The sequence below is a fragment of the Candidatus Pseudoscillospira sp. SGI.172 genome, from assembly GCF_050313575.1.
Classification (GTDB): Bacteria; Bacillota; Clostridia; order Oscillospirales; family Oscillospiraceae; genus Vermiculatibacterium.
The window spans coordinates 49,582-66,472 of record NZ_JBNPLQ010000006.1; the positions used below are offsets into that span (position 1 = coordinate 49,582).

The following is a 16,891-nucleotide window of genomic DNA, read 5'->3' on the forward strand; positions in this document are numbered from 1 at the left end:
TAATCAAGCCCCGGCTCGATTTCATATTCTGCGCTACACAAGTTATATCACTTCCTTTTGATTAGATTTCCGGCATATCGTTGAATGCCCCGTTACTGTACTTGTAAAAGCTGGGCAGCGGTTCCGTAGGTAACTTTGCAAGGGGATTATTTTCCGCCCCTGGTCTACAAGGGTCAGCCCAATAGGAGAGTAAGTTGTCTTTTTCCGGCTCTTTCGTCAAGTACCCCGCCGCCTCTGCTTTCTTCTTAAACTCGTTAAAGCACTTTCTATATTCTTCCTCGCCCTTGCGGGTAAGATCAAAAAAGAATCGGCGCTCATAGTGCTGGTTGTCCTGATCAAAACCGCATTTCACCAACAATTTACTTACATCATGGCGGTATGCGGTGTAAAAGAAAAATGGTTCTTTTATGCTGTTCCTACGGTCGCCAAGAGATGTATTGGTATTCCCGTGTACCAATGCAAGTGCATAAAGGCAGTTGTTGCTTTTGTTCTCGGTCAAATGGTCAACTTCCAGTTCCATAGTGGTAAAATATTTGTGTGCTGCTAAAATAGCTTTTTCTGCTTTTACGTTATCCGGGATAAGGCCGTGACGGTATGCCCATACGATAGTTGCAAAAGGCACTATTACTGCCCTGTACAACTCTGGTGTTGCCGTAAAAAGGTACACATTGTATTTTGGGTTATCGCAATCCGGTTTGATCTTGTACGGCATAAAGCCCTTGTCTACCAGATAGCTGCACATTCTGGCCCGTTTGCAAACATAGGTTCTACGTTCCAATATTCGCGCCTCCTTCCATCTAAATGTTGCTTCTGTTGTTGTTTGTTCTCACCCCCTGATTTTGGCACAAAAAAAGTCGCAACGAATAGAGACTACTTATAGTCCAGTCTCCATTACGTTACGATTTGCTGTAAGCGCTCCGCACACGGTGCGCATCAAGTATTCAATTTATAATTGTATAATAGCACATTTGAGTTATAATTTCAAGCGTTTTCTTGACTATTTCGCATAATTTTTCCCTATTTTTATGCTTACAGAAAGAAACCCAAATCTGCTAACCACAAAAATAATTTTTTGTTCGTTTGCTGATTCGGACAACTCCCGTCTGTAATCGACATTAGAGCATTTCCGTCTAGTTCGGGCTGACGTTCGGGACATTACTGTTTATAGTCGGATATTTCGATTGCTTTAGCAAGCTAAAGTGTTGTAATTTTAGGGTTCGGGGCTGGTTATTGTATGAATCGGTGTGGCGTGTGATGTTTTCTTCTAATATACCCTCTACAAGCCATTCTGAGCCGTTATAACGGTATATCTTTCACCTTCCGCCATAAAAGCGCTTACAAGGGCTTCTGTGTGGCTCTGAGTGGATACGTGATGTACGAGACCTACTAAGACAATATTCCAGCTATCTGGCATAACTGAAAATGTAAATGCTCCCCCCCGGTAATAGAATGCTATAGCAAAACCCCCGGACATAGTGCCGGGGGCGTTGCTGTAGCCGGTCATGCTGTGGCAACTCTGGAGCTGGTATGGCGCTTATGCCTTGTAGCTTTCTTCCAATCAATATAGTGCGCCGTCCAAATCCCCTCCCAATACGGATCAAGCCCAATACAGCCGGGGGTAGCCTGCCCCTTATCAAAAAACAATTTGTTCAAAATGGCGTCGATCTCTGCGTCAGTAGCTTCTACCATGGCTTTGGCCTGCTTTCCGTTCCTCTTATCCGCCGTTAAAATGATGCTGCATTGTGTGGGCTGCACATTTAAGCGAATACGGGCGTTACTGGTGCCGTCAAACTGTTCCGGCATGGAGCCATGATAGGATAGCTCTATGCTATCTTTACTGGTGCTGTGGTGGCAGTTGATTTTGTCCATATCCAGGGAAAAACCGCCGTATGTCTGAAGCATGGTGTCTTGAAGTTTCATTTTGAACGCTCCTTTATTCTTATTTGAAAAGCGGCCTACTATATTTACAGAAAGAAAACCGCTTTTGCTAACATGGTAAATTTTGTTTGTGCAGTTTATGCAGAAAAAAGTCGTTTATTTTATCTATTCTCACAAGTTCATTAGTACGCTTTTCTGCTTTGCTATGGCTACAATTTCGTCATCTCGCAAGCTATTAAGGTAGGTTTGCGTGATCTGAATATTCTCGTGCCCTAATAACCGTGATATGGTGTATAGGTCTGTCCCCATTTTTACTTGCTGCTGTGCAAAGAAGTGTCTGCACGTGTGGGGGCTCACTCTTATGCCCTCTATCCCGCTCCCATGCCGCTTAACAATATGCTCCACCGCCGAATTAGTCAGCTGCCGCCCATGAAATGATAAAAAGTAATTGTTATCTGTTGCTTTTAATATAAAGTAATCATCCCTTACATGATTATACTTTACCATTGCTTTATAAAGTATCGCCGTAATAGGTACTACTCTCTGCTTATGTCCCTTCCCATTTGCAATAACAATAAAGTCCTCATGTATATCCTCTGGCCTCATACAGCATAGCTCCCAGCACCTGATACCAGTCTCAAATAGCATTGTTAATACTGCTCTGTCCCTCACCGCCATATAGTCGCCACCGCTACAATCGTTCAACATAGCCCGCACATGGTCTGGCTTAAAGGCAATAATAACCGGCCTCTCCTCCTTGCACCACTTAAAATTATGCTTTGTGTTGAATCCGCCCATATCCTCATCATAGCAATACTGAATGAAAGACTTGATTGATTTCAGCAACCCATTGACATATGTACCCTTGCGTCCCCTATCTACCATGTATTTTGCGAATTGCCGCACGATAGCCGGGGTTAAATCCTCCAGCTTGTTTACCCTCGCATTTTCCTCACAATAACGCAAAAAGAGACCAAGGTTAGTACGATACCCCTTGATAGTCTTAGGGGTGTATTTCCTAACCTCGATCTCTATTAGATAGTCCTGTATAGCTGCCGAAAGACGCATAGCATTAGCCTCCACTGTATAGCACAATAACAGGTCTAATGTATAGCATCGCTCGCCGGATTTTCGATTTACTCAAGTAAAGCCGCTCGTTTAGAAAGTTGCAAAAAGCCGAATATCCAGACGTTTTTCGCTGGTTTCCAGCCAAATCACTCCTGCTCCCAGTTGTGCCAGACGTTCTGCACGTCGTCGTTCTCCTCCAGGAGTTCGATGAGCTTCTCCATATTCTTGATATCTTCCTCGGATTCCAGCTTGATGTAGGTCTGGGGCACCATCTCCACCGCGGCGTTGACAAAGGAGTAGCCCTTGGCCTCCAGAGCCTCCAGCACGGTGCCGAAGGCATCGGGGCCGGTGGTGATCTCAAAGCAGTCGCCCTCGGCGTTCATGTCATCGGCCCCGGCGTCAAGGGCATCCATCATCATGGTGTCCTCGTCCAGGTCCTCTTTCTCAATGATGATGACGCCCTTCTGATCGAAGGACCAGGACACACAGCCCGTCGCGCCCAGGCCTTTGCCGTACTTGTCCAGCAGGTGCCGGACCTCTGGGGCGGTGCGGTTGCGGTTGTCGGTGAGAGCATCGACGATAATGGCCACGCCGGAGGGGCCGTAGCCCTCGTAGGTGACGTTCTCAAAGTCGTCGCTGTTGCCGGAGCCCATAGCGCGGTCAATGGTGCGCTTGATGTTGTCGTTGGGCATGTTCACCGCGCGGGCCTTGGCGATGACAGTGGCCAGGCGGGAGTTGTTGTTGGGGTCGCCGCCGCCGCCCTGCTTGACCGCCACGATCATCTCACGGGCGATCTTGGTAAAGGCCTGAGAACGCTTGGCGTCCGCGGCCCCCTTGGTCTTTTGAATGTTATGCCATTTGGAATGTCCCGACATAAGATCTGTCCCTTCCTGAAAAGTTGCTCATTCAGTTTATCATATCAATCCCCATTTTGCAACGGTCAAAGGGAATAAAATACCTCTTTGTGCCGTTTGGAGGAGAAAATCTCCACTTCCCGGAACGCGCGGCTCAGCCAGTCGATCAGCACCGGGCATACCACGTTCTCCGTGGAGAAGTGCCCTGCGTCGATGAGGTTGATGCCCATGGCCCGGGCGTCGAGAAAGACGTTATACTTCACATCGGCGGTGACAAAGGTGTCGCAGCCCAGCCGGAGGACGTCCTCCAGCATGTCCCCGCAGGCACCGCCGCCCACCGCCACCCGGCGCACCGGACGTCCGGCGTCCTCCAGGCGCAGGCCCTGCGCGTCCAGCCGCTCCCGGACAAAGGCGGCAAACTCCGGGAGGTAGAAATGCCCCGGGGCCGTCCCCACCCGGCCGATGCCGTAGTTGCGCCCGGCGGCGTCCACTCCGTCAGGGTGGAGCTGCTCCACATCGGTGAGCTCCAGCCGCTTGGCGAGAGCGTCGTTGACCCCGCCCGCCACTGCGTCCAGGTTGGTGTGAGCGCAAATGGCGGCGATCCGGTTCTCGGTCAGCGCCAGCAGACACCGCCCCGTGGGATCGGCGTCGGTGACGCTCCGGGCCGGACGAAAAATCACGGGGTGGTGGGAGACGATGAGCTGGCACCCCAGCTCAGCGGCCTCGGCCGCCACCTCCTCGGTAATGTCCAGCGCCACCAGCAGCCGCCGAACCTCCGCCTCCCTCCGGCCCACCAGGAATCCGGCGTTGTCAAAGGACATCTGCATGGAAAAGGGTGCTCTGGAATCCAGATACCGGTAAATTTCCGCTACGCTTGCCACTGACGCCACTCCTCTCTCATCCGCTCCACTTCCTCCGCCGCGGCCTCATACCGCGCCCGCTTGGCCTGATCCTCGGCCCGCTCCGTCCGGGAGAGGCCCTCGGCCGCCCGCCGGAGCTTGCCCAACTCCTGCTCCAAGTACCGCTCCCGCAGGGGGCCGTCCTCTCCCCTGCTCTGCCGGCCCACCCAGATCTCCCCCTCGGTGAGGGGAGGCATCTCCCCGGGCTCGGCCAGCAGTACCACATAGAGGGTCTCCCCCTCCTCCACCAGCGTTTCCCGCCGGATGGCAAAACCGTGCCCGGACAGGTAGCGCCGCAGACCGTCCAGTCCGCTCATGGGCTGGAGGATGTACCGGTGACCGCTCTCCCCGGTCCAGGGGGCGGCGGCCAGAATCTCCGCAATGGTTTCCCCGCCCATCCCCGCGACGGTGACCGTCCGCGCCTCCTCGGATCCAATGCCGGACAGCCCGTCGCACAACCGGAAGGAGATCCGGTCGGCCACCGCCCAGCGCTCGGCCAGTGCTCTGGCCCGGCTCAGAGGGCCGGGGCGCAGGTCGGAGGCCACCGCCCGCTCCACCACGCCGTGCTGGATGAGCCACACGGGGAGCCGTCCATGATCTGTGCCCACGTCGGCCAGACGGGTACCCTGCGGCACCAGTTCCGCCACGGCGGCCAGCCGCGGGGAGAGAGAAAAGGGTCGTTTCATGGGGAACCTCCAAACTTGACATGAAAAATGGGAATGACAAAAAGGAGCGGCGCTGCCGCTCCTTTTTCGGACTGTGAACTTACTGCTCGACGGGAACCAGTTTGTTGATCTCCGCCAGCAGAGCGTCGGCGTCCACGCCGTGGACCATGCAGGCCTGCTCCACGGTCTCGCCCCGGGAAGAGGGGCAGCCCAGGCAGTGCATGCCGATGGAGAGGAACACGGGAGCGGTCTGGGGCGCAATGTCCAGAATGTCGCCGATAATGGTATCTTTGGTGATCTGAGCCATAATAAATAACCTCCGTAAACGGTAAAATCAGTGATACAAAGATATTATACCCCGGCTGTAGACTTTTTTCAACAGGAAAATCAAAGCCGGACCGGCTTTTTTAAAAAACCGGTCCGGCGTTTTTTTATGTACGGGGATGGGCCTTGTTGTACACGTCCTTCAGCTTCTGGTTGACCACCTGGGTGTACACCTGGGTGGATGAGATGTCGGCATGCCCCAGCATCTCCTGAATGGAGTGCAGATCCGCCCCGTTTTCCAGCAGATGGGCGGCGAAGGAGTGGCGCAGGGTGTGGGGCGTGATGTCCTTCTGGATGCCAGCCAGCTCCTGATAGTGCTTGATGATCTTCCAAAAGCCCTGCCGGGACATCCGGGAGCCGTTCATATTCACGAACAGGGACGGCTCCTCCGGCTGTTCGATCATCTGGGGCCGGACGTGGCGAAGATAGTCATCCAGCGCCCGGACCGCCGTGGGGTAGAGAGGGATGATCCGCTCCTTTTTGGCCCCCGGACAGCGGAGGAAGCCGGCACTGAGGTTCAGGTGTTCCACGTCCAGCCCGATCAGCTCGCTGACCCGGATACCCGTGGCATACAGCAGCTCCAGCATGGCCTTGTCCCGGCAGCCCTTGGCGTCCCGGGCGTCAGGCTGCTCCAGGAAAAGTTCCACCTCTTTGCTGGTGAGGATCTGTGGCAGCTTACGCTCCACCTTCTCCAGCGCCAGCCCCCTGGCGGGATTTCGGGAAACCGCCCCCACGGACATGAGGTAGGTGTAAAAAGACTTGAGAGCCGCCAGCGCCCGGGTGGCGGTGGCCACCGACTTGCCCAGGCTGAGCAGGTACCGGGTGTACCGCTCCACATCCGCCTGGGCGGCCTTCTCGGGCGTCAGCTCCTCACTCTCCAGCCAGCGCAGATACTGCCGGAGATCCCGCAGGTAAGAGCTGACGGTATTGTCGGAGGAATGCTTTTCTCCGGACAGGAACGCCCGGTATTCCAGCATCAGATCCATCCGCTCTCACCTACTTTTCTTCCTGAATTTTCAAGACAACACAGACACAGCCCCCATCAGCAGAACGGGGACCAGATAGCGCTCCATGAGGACGCAGACACACAGCGCACCGGCGCACAGGCCGGAGCGATAAAAGAATTCTCTGTGATAGGGCAGCTCTCTGCACCCCTGTCCGGCAGGGCGGGCGGCCAGGCTCCAGGCGTTGGAAAAGCTCTGCACCGACAGCAGCAGAAAGACCGGGATGGACACCAGTCCCGTGACCCCCAGCAGCAAAAAAGCCGCACTCAGCCCCGCCCTGCCGTAGACCCGGGCGAAGGAGGCGATGGAAAAGGCCAGAAAAAAACCGCGGAGCGAGGAGAGCACCGGGACCCCCAGCAGTCCCAGCCCCGTAAAGGCAAACAGAAACGCGGCCAGGGGCCAGCGAACGGTCCTCCAGATGAGTCCCGGCCATGCGGGAACACTCAGCTGCCCCTCCGACGCCGCGGCCAGAAACTGTTCCAGATAGGCGCGCAGGGCCTCATCTCCCCCGCCGCCGGAATGAAACGCGATCCAGCATCCAAAGAGCCCACCCAGCGCAAAAAAGACCGCCGTCACGACGAGGGCCGGGGTTCCCTCCGCCGCCGGGGTCCCCCAAATTCCTGCGACCGCTCTGCGCATTGACCTCACCTCCATGGCACACTCTATGCCGAAGTGGACAGGTCCATGCCTCAAAAAGGGGCTCTCAAAGTGTTTCTTATTTTAATCTACTTTCCCCACCCGCGCAACCCCTTTTTTGAAAAAAATTATTATGTTACAATATTATGTAAATATTATTATGTAAAGCTTTGAGGGAAACCCCTTCTTCCCGTAAGAGGCCCAAACGCACTCTTCACGAAAAAAGCACATGATGTGGTGCTGTTCCCTCGCTTTTTGCTCAAGATACGCGGTTTTCACAGGGGAACGCAGGGGGTATACGCTCTGTATTGATAACAGAGCGTATACCCCCTGCGTTTGGCGCCGAATCGCAAGTCCCCGCTGAATTCTGACATTTTATGTCACCGGCAGAAAGCGGGGACACACCGTCAGCGCCGCCGCCGCTTCCCTCCCCTGCCAGAGCCGCGCCTCCCGCCGCCCAGGATGCCGGCGGCTGCGCCGCCGCACAGTGCGCCGCAGAGAAGACCCAGGCCGCCGTTTTCCGGCGTCATAGTGTCGTAAAGGAGCAGCCCCAGGGTCAGCTGAAGGAGGAACAGCACCGCTCCCACTGCCAGACCCACGAAAAGCCCTCTTCCTTTACAGCTTCTGACTGCCAGGAGCCCTCCGGTGAAGCTGCCCAGCACACACCCCACCACAGTCAAGCGCTCCTGGAGTCCGGGGTCCAGAATTCCCTGGGAGACCCCCACCGCCGCCAGGAACAGAAAGGCCAGGCAGATGAGAAAGGCAGTCCCGCCGCCCAGGAGAATGCTTTTGCAGTACCGCAGGAGCCTGGCCCCCTGCTCTTCCTCAGTTTTTCGCATAAAAAGTCCCCTCCCCGCACCGATGTTTCACAGCATCTTATGCAGGGAGGGGCGCCAGCATGTCTTTTTTACTTGGTGTTTTCCACGGACTGAGTACCCTTGCTGGACACAGACCACTTGGTGAACTCCATCCGGACCCGGTCTGCACCGGTCTCAATGACGATGGTGTTGTCCTTCACGGCACAGATGGTGCCAACCACACCACCGATGGTGGTGATCACATCGCCCACCGTCAGCTCGGAACGCATCTTCTCCGCTTCCTTTTTCCGCTTGTTCTCCGGACGAATCAGCATGAAATAGAAGATAGCGATCATCGCTACCAGCATGACGATCGTCATAACGTTCTGGTCCAAATTAATTCCCTCCATGAAAGATTTTTTATTTGCAGTGAAAAGTAGTATATCCTATCAGCCAAACTTTTGCAATAGTTTCCGGCAAATTAAATCCTGCGGTCCAATTTTTCCGAATACTCTGCCCGGAAGTCCTCAAAGGTTCCGGCGTCCAAAGCGGAACGGATCCGCTCCATGAGGGTGTTGTAGAAATGCAGATTGTGGAGCACCGCCAGGCGCATGGCCAGCATCTCCCCCGCCGCAAACAGGTGGCGCAGGTAAGCCCGGGAGAAGGACTGGCAGGCCGGGCAGTCACAGGTCGGGTCGATGGGCCGGTCGTCCAGCTTGTACTTCTCGTTTTTGAGGTTGATGGAGCCCTCCCAGGTATAGAGCTTGCCGTGGCGGGCGTTCCGGGCAGGCATGACGCAGTCGAAGAAGTCCACGCCCCGGGCCACCGCCTCGATGATGTTGGATGGGGTGCCCACCCCCATGAGGTAGCGGGGTTTGCCGGTGGGCATATGGGGTTCCACCGCGTCGATGATATCGTACATTACCCGGGTGGGCTCCCCCACCGCCAGGCCGCCGATGGCGTAGCCCTCGCAGTCGATCTTCCTGATCTCCTCCATATGCCACACCCGCAGATCAGGGAAGGTGGCACCCTGGTTGATGCCGAAGAGCATCTGATCCGGATTCACGGTGTCAGGCAGGGCATTGAGCCGGTCGTGCTCGGCCTTGCAGCGCTCCAGCCAGCGCACCGTGCGCTCGCATGAGGCCTTGGCGTAGTCGTAGGCGGCGGGGTTCTCCACACACTCATCAAAGGCCATGGCCACGTCGCTGCCCAGGCGGGACTGGATCCGCATGGACTCCTCAGGCCCCATGAAGATCTTCCGGCCGTCGATGTGGGAAGAGAAATAGACCCCCTCTTCCCTGATCTTCCGCAGGCTGGCCAGAGAAAAGACCTGGAACCCGCCCGAGTCGGTGAGGATGGGCCCGCTCCAGTCCATGAACTTGTGGAGCCCACCCAGGGCGCGCACCACGTCGTCGCCGGGGCGGAGGTGGAGATGATAGGTATTGGACAGCTCGATCTGGCAGCCGATGTCCACCAGATCGTGGGCGGAGACGGCCCCCTTGATGGCCCCCTGGGTGCCCACGTTCATGAACACAGGGGTCTGGGCGACGCCGTGGGCGCAGGTAAAAACGCCCCGTCTGGCCCGGCCCTCGGTCTTGGTCACTTTAAACACAGAAAAACTCCTTTGTCGTTGGAATGGGGCCCGGCGTTCAGGAGATGAACATGGCATCTCCGAAGGAGAAGAAGCGGTAGCGCTCCTTCACCGCCTCGGCATAGGCGTCCAGCACATGCTCCCGGCCCGCCAGGGCGGAGACCAGCATGATGAGGGTGGACTCCGGGAGGTGGAAGTTGGTGATGAGGCAGTCCAGCGCCTTGAAGCGGTAGCCGGGGAAGATGTAGATGCTGGTCCATCCGGCGCTCTCCTTCAGCGTACCGTCCTCCGCCGCCCAGCTCTCGATGGTGCGGCAGGAGGTGGTGCCCACGCAGATCACCCGCCCGCCGTTTCGCCGGGTGGCATTGATGGTCTCAGCGGTCCCGGCGGAGATCATGCAGTATTCCGAGTGCATCTCGTGCTCGGTGGGGTCATCCTCCTTCACCGGCCGGAAGGTGCCCAGGCCCACATGGAGGGTCACATAGCAGAGCTTGACGCCCATGGCCTCGATCTGTCCCAGCAGCTCCCGGGTGAAGTGTAGTCCCGCGGTGGGGGCGGCGGCGGAGCCCACCTCCCGGGAATAGACGGTCTGGTACCGCTCCGGATCCTGGAGCTCGGCCTTGATGTAGGGAGGCAGGGGCATGCGGCCCAGCTGTTCCAATATCTCCAGGAAAATGCCCTCATAGTGGAAGGAGACGATCCGGTTTCCCCCGGGCAGTTCCTTCTCCACCGTGGCAGTGAGGAGCGTTCCGTCCCCAAAGACGATCTTCTGTCCGGCGTGCATTTTCCGGCCGGGCCGGACCAGGCACTCCCACTTCCCTTCTCCCCGGTCGATGAGGAGGAGGACCTCCACCGCGCCGCCGGAGGGATCCCGGTGACCCAGCAGGCGGGCAGGCAGCACTCTGCTGTCATTGAGGACCAGGCAGTCCCCCGGGCGGAGGAACTGGGGCAGGTCGTAGAAATGCCGGTGCTCCACAGCGCCGGTCTCCTTGTTCAGCAGCATGAGCCGGGAGCCGTCCCGGCGCTCCAGCGGGGTCTGGGCGATCAGTTCCTGGGGCAGATCATAGTAAAAATCAGAGGTCTTCATCTTGCGCGTTTCCAACTTTCTCAGCGAATTTCGGTGCCGGGGTAATAGAAGGTCAATATCTGCTCAAAGGTCTTGCCCTGCTGAGCCATGGCATATGCGCCCCATTGGCTCATACCCACGCTGTGCCCCCAGCCGGAGCCGGTAACGGTGAACACGTTCTCCCCCGCCGAGGTGCTCCCCGTCGGAGCGGGCAAAAACTGTGTACCGGAGCCGGTGATGACGTAGGGGTTGCCGGTGATCCTGGCCGCCGCGCCGCTGCCGCCGATGGCATAGACGCCGCTCATGGAGGTCAGGGTCCCTCCCCCGTCGGTATAGTATACCCCGCCGGAGGTCTTTTCCGACGCCGAGACCGTATATCGCATGGACTTCAGCCCCAGCAGGTTCCGCACCCCGCCCTCCTTGGTGAAGGGCCAGCTCTTGCCGTTGGCGTCCAGGAAGGCGATAGACTTGACATTCCCTGTGGGAGTGGTGGCGGTGATCTGGAAGTCCACGATAGAGGCGCAGTTGTACCCCTTGGCCTGGAGCTTCTCCGTCAGTTGAGCGGCGGTAAAGGTCTCACTCCAGCTCCAGTAGGAGATCTTGTCGGAGACCGCGGCCTCATAGGGATCGGCCACGCCGGAGAGGTAGGGGATGGACTGGCTGCCCCAGACATTGCGCACGTCTTCAGTGCCGCCGCCGCTGGAGGAGAAATAGTAGGTCTGGGCGGGCGTTCCGTTGTACAGCACCCGCAGCCCCGCCGTCTCCGCCGCCGCCTGGGCGGTGCGGGAATCGGTCTCCCCCATGCCGTAGTAGGCCTGGCAGTGGGTGGTGGAGCAGATGTCGAAGCCGGAGGCGTTATGGCGGCCCAGATTGATCTCGTAGTAGGTCCGGGCACACACCGCCTGTGCCTTCAGTGCCTCCAGCGGCCAGCTCCGGCTCATTTCCCGGGAGACGACGCAGTTGATGTAGTCCTCCAGGGGCAGAAGGTTGGAAACCGTCAGATCTCCCCCGCCCACCCGGCGGTACTGGAACGCACCGTAATAGCGGTTCCCCTTGAACCAGGTGACGGGCCGGGTGGTGCCGTCCGTCCCCGGCTGAACGGTCAGGGATCTCTCGGCCCCGCCGTCAAACTGGAAGAGGATTTTGGCCGTGCCTGTTTTTACCACCGACACGCCGTAAGAGCTGGTGCCTGCTGCTGTGCCGCCTGCGGCGTCGGCGGCCGCCTGAGCCTCCTCCCGGGTGGCGTAGGCCCCTGTGCGGACCTGGTAGGCCCCGTCGATCCAGGCGGGAAAGCCGCCCGCGGCGTCGGCCGCAGCCCGGGCCTCTTCAAACGTGGCCGGGGCCAGGGGGAGCTGCACATGCCAGCAACCCACGCAAACATCGGAGGTGACGGCATCGGAATAACTGGTGTAGCCGTTGTAGGTCCCGTACCACACAGTCTGAGTCTTGACCACGGACACGCCGGTCTCCCTGGTCTCCCCCACCGGACAGAAGTTCCGGTCGGTGTCCAGATAACCGAAGCGGTAGCCGCTGCCGGCGTCGTTTTTCAGGTTGGCTCCGTCCAGGGCGTCGCTGCCGTAGACCAGTCCCACCAGCACGGGAACCGTCTCCGTCCCGGCCGCCCGGGCGGCGGGAGGCAGAAAGGCGCTCAAAAGTGCGGCGGTGCACAGAACCGTCAACCATTTTTGTCTCATAGTCCACTCCTTTGTCTTGACACCGCGGGGCGGTTGTGATAGTATCAGGAAAATATTCGTCAGATAGAGGCGCGGCAGACCTGGTGTAGCGCGGCGAGGGCTCCGGAGCCCTGTGACCCGCGTGAAGGAGGCGGCCGCCGAAGGGAGCGTCCTCCGGAGGGACCTTCTCTGGTCGCAGAGAGAGACCTCTCCCGACTGTCACCGGGCCCCCGGTGGAGCGCTGTCTGATTTTGACTGACGTGAGGGATGGGCGACCATCTCTGACATTATAGTACAAAATCAGCCGCTGGTAAAGCCGCTGATTTTTCTTTTTATTTCGGGAGATTCAAAGGGTATCCGTGTCATAGAATAAAAATATGGAGGTAGATGGAGATGGAGAAATTCAAGGTCGGGATCATTGGCTGCACGGGCATGGTGGGACAGCGGTTCATTACCCTCACCTGCGGCCACCCGTGGTTTGAACTCACCGTTCTGGCGGCCAGCGCCCGGTCCGCCGGGAGGCCCTACGGCGAGGCCGTGGAGGGCCGCTGGAAGCTGGACATTCCCATGCCGGAGCAGGTGCGGAACATGACTGTTCTGGACGCCGAGGCCGATCTGGAGCAGATCGCCGCCCAGGTGGACTTCGTCTTCTCCGCCGTGGATATGAAGAAGGAGGAGATCCAGGCGCTGGAGGAAGCCTATGCCAGGCACGAGTGCCCGGTGGTCTCCAACAACTCCGCCCACCGCTGGACCCCCGACGTGCCCATGGTGGTGCCCGAGCTCAATCCGGAGCATCTGGAGGTCATCCCCGCCCAGCGCAAGCGTCTGGGCACTCAGCGGGGCTTTATCGCGGTAAAGTCCAACTGCTCCATCCAGAGCTACGCCCCCGCCCTCACCCCCCTTCGGAAATTCGGGCTGGAGAAGGTGCTGGCCTGCACCTATCAGGCAATCTCCGGCGCGGGCAAGACCTTCGGGACATGGCCCGAGATGGTGGATAACCTCATCCCCTACATCGGCGGCGAGGAGGAAAAGAGCGAGCAGGAGCCGCTGAAGGTCTGGGGCAAGGTGGAAAACGGCGTCATCGTCAGCGCCGCCAAGCCCGCCATTACCGCCCAGTGTCTGCGGGTGCCCGTGTCCAACGGCCACACTGCCGCCGTCTTTGTCACCTTTGAAAACAGGCCCTCCATGGAGGAAATGAAGCAGATCTGGGCGGAGTTCAAGGGCATTCCACAGGAGTTGGGCCTCCCCACCGCGCCCAAGCAGTTCTTCCATTATTTTGAGGAGTCCGACCGGCCCCAATGCAGGCTGGACCGGATGCTGGAGGGCGGTATGGCCATCTCCATCGGCCGCCTCCGCCCCGACACCCAGTACGACTACAAGTTCGTCTGCCTGTCTCACAACACCCTGCGGGGAGCTGCCGGCGGCGCGGTGCTGCTTGCAGAGCTGCTCTGCGCCCAAGGGTACATCGGCCACCGGTAAGAAAGGATGAAGACCATGCGCGAACCTGTTTTCAGCGGCGCCTGCACCGCCATCATCACCCCCTTTGATGAAAACGGGGCGGTGAACTACGACTCCTTCGGCGCGCTCATTGAGGAGCAGATCGCCGGGGGCGTGGACGCCATCTGCGTCTGCGGCACCACCGGCGAGAGCGCCACCATGTCCATCCGGGAGCATATTGCCGTGGTGGAGTACTGTGTCAAAAAGGTAAACCGCCGTGTGAAGGTGGTGGCAGGCGCGGGCAGCAACGACACCTCCGCCGCCGTCTACCTCTCCCAGCACGCCCAGGACTCCGGGGCGGACGCGCTGCTGCTGGTGACCCCCTACTACAATAAGGCCACTCAATCGGGTCTCATCAAACACTATGAGTACATTGCCGACCGGGTGGAACTGCCCATTATTCTCTATAACGTCCCCTCCCGCACCGGGGTTTCCTTCACTGCCGAGACCTATCAGGTTCTCGCACAGAATCCAAAGATCAACGGCGTCAAGGAGGCCAGCGGCAACTTCTCCCTTCTGGCCCACACCCGGTTCCTCTGTGGAGACGACTTCTACATCTGGTCAGGCAACGACGACCAGGTGGTGCCCATGATGAGCCTGGGGGCCAAGGGAGTCGTCTCGGTGGCCGCCAACATCGTCCCCGAGGTGATGGTGCGGATGAGCCACCTGTGTCTGGAGGGGGATTTCCACGCCGCCGCCCGGCTCCAGGTGGAGTACATGGACTTCATCGACGCCCTCTTTGTGGAGGTCAACCCCATTCCCATCAAGACTGCGCTGGAACTTGCGGGCAAGCGGGCGGGCGGTCTGCGCCTGCCCCTGTGCGAGATGACCCCTCAGCATCTGGAGGTGCTGCGCGCCTCCATGGTCCGCATGGGTCTTTTACAGTAACCGCCCCGCGGAGAAAGGACGTACCAATGCTCAAGGTGCTTATTTCCGGCTGCAACGGCCACATGGGCCGGGTGGTGGCACAGATTTGCCGGGAGGCCGGGGACGTGAAGATTACCGCCGGGTTCGACCTGCTGGGCGCAGAGAATGGGGATTTCCCGGTCCTCTCCTCCCCCGCCGCTTTTTTCGGAGAGGCCGACGTTCTCATCGATTTCTCCTCCCCAGCCGCCCTGCCCGCTCTGCTGGAGTTCGGCGTGCGCCGCCGCGTCCCCCTGGTGCTGGCCACCACAGGCTACTCAGCCGAACAGGCGGCAGCCGTGGAATCGGCTGCGGAACGGGTCCCCATTTTTCGCTCGGGCAACATGTCCCTGGGCATCAACGTGCTCATGGCCCTGGTGACCAAGGCCGCCGCCGCGCTGGAGGGCTTCGACGTGGAGATCGTGGAGCGCCACCACAACCGCAAGTTGGACGCCCCCAGCGGCACCGCCCTTATGCTGGCTCAGGCTGCCGCCGAGGGGCTCCCTTATGTCCCGGACTACGTCTACGAGCGGGAGAGCGTCCGCAAACCCCGGGACAAACGGGAGATCGGCATCTCCTCCATCCGGGGCGGGAACATCGTAGGCGATCACGAAGTCCTCTTCGCCGGCCGGGATGAGGCCATCGAACTTCGGCACTCGGCCATGAGCCGGGAGGTCTTTGCCTCCGGTGCCCTGCGGGCGGCCCGCTTTCTGGCCGCTGTCCCCGGGCCGGGTCTGTACTCCATGAAGGATCTGGTGGGGCAGATCATCTGAATCAAAAAAGAGCTGTGAACGATACTGTTCACAGCTCTTTTTGCATCCGGTCAGTCCTCCGGCACGGTGTCCGGCTCCTGGCCGTCCGTCCTGGGAGGCGACACCGGCTCGCCGCTGGCGTTGATCCCCTTCTTCGCCAGACGGGCATCCGCCCACTCCCTCATCAGGGAGTAGAGCACCGCGAAGGTGGGCACGCCCAGAAGCATCCCGGGGAAGCCGAACAGTCCACCGCCCACTACGATGGATACCAGGACCCAGATGGCGGAGAGGCCGGTGCTGTCCCCCAGGATCTTGGGGCCCAGCACGTTGCCGTCGAACTGCTGAAGAGCCACCACCAAAATCCCGAACCGCAGCGCCGCCCAGGGATCCACCATGATCAGGATCATGAGGCAGGGCACCGCGCCGATGATTGGCCCAAAAAAAGGAATGATATTGGTCACGCCGATGATGACGCTGAGCAGGATGGCATACGGGGTACGGATGGCGGTGGAGAGCAGAAAGCAGAGCACACCGATGATGGCCGAGTCGATGAGCTTGCCGTTGATGAAGCCCACGAACACCTGGTTTGCCTTGCTGCACACCCGGAGGATGTGGCTGACACCGTTGGCGGGAAAGAGCGCGTAAATGAGCTTTTTCAGTTGCCTGATCAGCCGGTTCTTTCCCGAGAGCATATAGATGGAGGCGATGACGGCGGTGACGCCGGTAATGACGCCGTTGCCCACAGCCATGCCGAAGTTAAGGAGATTGGGTACGGCGGACTGCAGAAACTCGGTGGCCTTTTGGATGATCTCGTTGTAGGAGGAGATCAGATCCGACAGTCCCTTTCCCTCCAGATCGAAACGCCGGACGATTTCGCCCACCAGCTGATCCAGATTTTCCAGGTAATAGGACATGTTGTTCATCAGGTTGAAAATGCTGTCAAACACCTGGGGCAGGACCAGCTGCAGCAGGAATGCGATCACAGCCACAGCCAGCAGGAACACCGTGAGGATGGACAGGCCCCGCCTGCATTTGAACCGGCGATAGACCTTCCGCTCAAAAAAATTGGTGGGGGTACTGAGGAGGTACGCGATCACAAACCCGAAAATAAAGGGAGAGATCACCGTCAAAAAGGAACGGATCGCCCCCCGGACCTGCGGCAGATGGGTCAGGCCCAGGTAGAGCAGGATTCCCACGCAGACCACCACCAGATTGGACAGGCTCCTGCCGTCCAGCTGGTACCATTTTTGTTTGCGCAACTTGCTCACCCGCCTTTTCCGTTCC

The 16,891-nt window shown here is 58.6% G+C and carries 18 protein-coding genes and 1 riboswitch; of the genes, 3 read left to right on the forward strand and 15 right to left on the reverse strand.

What is annotated here, in order from left to right:
- Positions 1-61: 61 nt before the first annotated feature.
- From ACQRD3_RS04060 to ACQRD3_RS04125, 14 genes are all read right to left on the reverse strand, one after another.
- Entirely contained in the window at positions 62-778 is a 717-nt protein-coding gene (locus ACQRD3_RS04060; RefSeq protein ID WP_427780016.1) for a hypothetical protein, read from the reverse strand.
- A 722-nt stretch (positions 779-1,500) separates the two neighbouring features.
- Complete coding sequence (locus ACQRD3_RS04065; RefSeq protein ID WP_427780017.1) at positions 1,501-1,920, reverse strand: hypothetical protein; 420 nt, start codon at positions 1,918-1,920, stop codon at positions 1,501-1,503.
- Positions 1,921-2,049: 129 nt separating this feature from the next.
- Complete coding sequence (locus ACQRD3_RS04070; RefSeq protein ID WP_427780019.1) at positions 2,050-2,946, reverse strand: tyrosine-type recombinase/integrase; 897 nt, start codon at positions 2,944-2,946, stop codon at positions 2,050-2,052.
- Between the two features lie 146 nt (positions 2,947-3,092).
- Positions 3,093-3,821: a YebC/PmpR family DNA-binding transcriptional regulator gene (locus ACQRD3_RS04075; RefSeq protein WP_080908380.1), complete on the reverse strand. Its 729-nt coding sequence runs from the start codon at positions 3,819-3,821 to the stop codon at positions 3,093-3,095.
- Positions 3,822-3,886: 65 nt separating this feature from the next.
- Positions 3,887-4,681, reverse strand: a complete 795-nt coding sequence (locus tag ACQRD3_RS04080; protein WP_427780022.1) for a Nif3-like dinuclear metal center hexameric protein — start codon at positions 4,679-4,681, stop codon at positions 3,887-3,889.
- Positions 4,669-5,385, reverse strand: coding sequence for a tRNA (adenine(22)-N(1))-methyltransferase (locus tag ACQRD3_RS04085; RefSeq protein WP_427780024.1), 717 nt, complete (start codon positions 5,383-5,385; stop codon positions 4,669-4,671). The genes ACQRD3_RS04080 and ACQRD3_RS04085 overlap by 13 nt, the downstream gene beginning before the upstream one ends.
- Before the next feature lie 79 nt (positions 5,386-5,464).
- Positions 5,465-5,671, reverse strand: a complete 207-nt coding sequence (locus tag ACQRD3_RS04090) for a DUF1858 domain-containing protein (protein ID WP_080908383.1) — start codon at positions 5,669-5,671, stop codon at positions 5,465-5,467.
- Between the two features lie 124 nt (positions 5,672-5,795).
- Positions 5,796-6,674, reverse strand: a complete 879-nt coding sequence (gene xerD, locus ACQRD3_RS04095) for a site-specific tyrosine recombinase XerD (protein ID WP_080908384.1) — start codon at positions 6,672-6,674, stop codon at positions 5,796-5,798.
- Between the two features lie 30 nt (positions 6,675-6,704).
- A complete protein-coding gene (locus ACQRD3_RS04100; protein WP_080908385.1) occupies positions 6,705-7,331 on the reverse strand; it encodes a hypothetical protein in 627 nt (208 codons plus the stop codon).
- A gap of 404 nt (positions 7,332-7,735) precedes the next feature.
- Entirely contained in the window at positions 7,736-8,167 is a 432-nt protein-coding gene (locus ACQRD3_RS04105; protein ID WP_080908386.1) for a TIGR04086 family membrane protein, read from the reverse strand.
- Between the two features lie 68 nt (positions 8,168-8,235).
- Positions 8,236-8,520 (reverse strand): preprotein translocase subunit YajC, encoded by a 285-nt coding sequence (gene yajC / locus ACQRD3_RS04110; RefSeq protein ID WP_427780027.1) that lies wholly within the window; start codon positions 8,518-8,520, stop codon positions 8,236-8,238.
- Positions 8,521-8,606: 86 nt separating this feature from the next.
- The gene (tgt, locus tag ACQRD3_RS04115; protein WP_427780029.1) at positions 8,607-9,737 is read right to left on the reverse strand and encodes a tRNA guanosine(34) transglycosylase Tgt; all 1,131 of its coding nucleotides are present in this window, start codon (positions 9,735-9,737) and stop codon (positions 8,607-8,609) included.
- Between the two features lie 37 nt (positions 9,738-9,774).
- Positions 9,775-10,803 carry a tRNA preQ1(34) S-adenosylmethionine ribosyltransferase-isomerase QueA gene (gene queA / locus ACQRD3_RS04120; RefSeq protein ID WP_427780031.1) on the reverse strand — a complete coding sequence of 343 codons (1,029 nt, stop codon included), beginning with the start codon at positions 10,801-10,803 and terminating at the stop codon, positions 9,775-9,777.
- Between the two features lie 20 nt (positions 10,804-10,823).
- On the reverse strand, positions 10,824-12,476 hold the full coding sequence (locus ACQRD3_RS04125; protein WP_427780033.1) for a SpoIID/LytB domain-containing protein: 1,653 nt from the start codon (positions 12,474-12,476) through the stop codon (positions 10,824-10,826).
- 56 nt (positions 12,477-12,532) lie between these two features.
- A riboswitch (Lysine riboswitch) is annotated at positions 12,533-12,707 on the forward strand.
- A gap of 141 nt (positions 12,708-12,848) precedes the next feature.
- On the opposite strand from ACQRD3_RS04125, the gene asd reads away from it, so the two are divergent.
- The 3 genes from asd to dapB are packed head-to-tail and all read left to right on the forward strand — an operon-like array spanning position 12,849 to position 15,628.
- Positions 12,849-13,934: an aspartate-semialdehyde dehydrogenase gene (asd, locus tag ACQRD3_RS04130; RefSeq protein WP_080908391.1), complete on the forward strand. Its 1,086-nt coding sequence runs from the start codon at positions 12,849-12,851 to the stop codon at positions 13,932-13,934.
- Positions 13,935-13,949: 15 nt separating this feature from the next.
- Complete coding sequence (dapA, locus tag ACQRD3_RS04135; RefSeq protein WP_080908798.1) at positions 13,950-14,840, forward strand: 4-hydroxy-tetrahydrodipicolinate synthase; 891 nt, start codon at positions 13,950-13,952, stop codon at positions 14,838-14,840.
- Between the two features lie 26 nt (positions 14,841-14,866).
- Positions 14,867-15,628 (forward strand): 4-hydroxy-tetrahydrodipicolinate reductase, encoded by a 762-nt coding sequence (dapB, locus tag ACQRD3_RS04140; protein ID WP_427780035.1) that lies wholly within the window; start codon positions 14,867-14,869, stop codon positions 15,626-15,628.
- Between the two features lie 50 nt (positions 15,629-15,678).
- Here the strand turns inward: dapB and ACQRD3_RS04145 are convergent, their stop codons facing one another.
- On the reverse strand, positions 15,679-16,875 hold the full coding sequence (locus ACQRD3_RS04145; RefSeq protein ID WP_427780037.1) for an AI-2E family transporter: 1,197 nt from the start codon (positions 16,873-16,875) through the stop codon (positions 15,679-15,681).
- Positions 16,876-16,891 lie beyond the last annotated feature (16 nt).

Bases quoted from the DNA above. Each gene is read 5' to 3' on its own strand.
- ACQRD3_RS04065 (WP_427780017.1), bottom strand. From the start codon at position 1,920: ATGAAACTTCAAGACACCATGCTTCAGACATACGGCGGTTTTTCCCTG.
- ACQRD3_RS04070 (WP_427780019.1), bottom strand. From the start codon at position 2,946: ATGCGTCTTTCGGCAGCTATACAGGACTATCTAATAGAGATCGAGGTT.
- ACQRD3_RS04075 (WP_080908380.1), bottom strand. From the start codon at position 3,821: ATGTCGGGACATTCCAAATGGCATAACATTCAAAAGACCAAGGGGGCC.
- ACQRD3_RS04085 (WP_427780024.1), bottom strand. From the start codon at position 5,385: ATGAAACGACCCTTTTCTCTCTCCCCGCGGCTGGCCGCCGTGGCGGAA.
- ACQRD3_RS04090 (WP_080908383.1), bottom strand. From the start codon at position 5,671: ATGGCTCAGATCACCAAAGATACCATTATCGGCGACATTCTGGACATT.
- xerD (WP_080908384.1), bottom strand. From the start codon at position 6,674: ATGGATCTGATGCTGGAATACCGGGCGTTCCTGTCCGGAGAAAAGCAT.
- ACQRD3_RS04100 (WP_080908385.1), bottom strand. From the start codon at position 7,331: ATGCGCAGAGCGGTCGCAGGAATTTGGGGGACCCCGGCGGCGGAGGGA.
- ACQRD3_RS04105 (WP_080908386.1), bottom strand. From the start codon at position 8,167: ATGCGAAAAACTGAGGAAGAGCAGGGGGCCAGGCTCCTGCGGTACTGC.
- queA (WP_427780031.1), bottom strand. From the start codon at position 10,803: ATGAAGACCTCTGATTTTTACTATGATCTGCCCCAGGAACTGATCGCC.
- ACQRD3_RS04125 (WP_427780033.1), bottom strand. From the start codon at position 12,476: ATGAGACAAAAATGGTTGACGGTTCTGTGCACCGCCGCACTTTTGAGC.
- asd (WP_080908391.1), top strand. From the start codon at position 12,849: ATGGAGAAATTCAAGGTCGGGATCATTGGCTGCACGGGCATGGTGGGA.
- dapA (WP_080908798.1), top strand. From the start codon at position 13,950: ATGCGCGAACCTGTTTTCAGCGGCGCCTGCACCGCCATCATCACCCCC.
- dapB (WP_427780035.1), top strand. From the start codon at position 14,867: ATGCTCAAGGTGCTTATTTCCGGCTGCAACGGCCACATGGGCCGGGTG.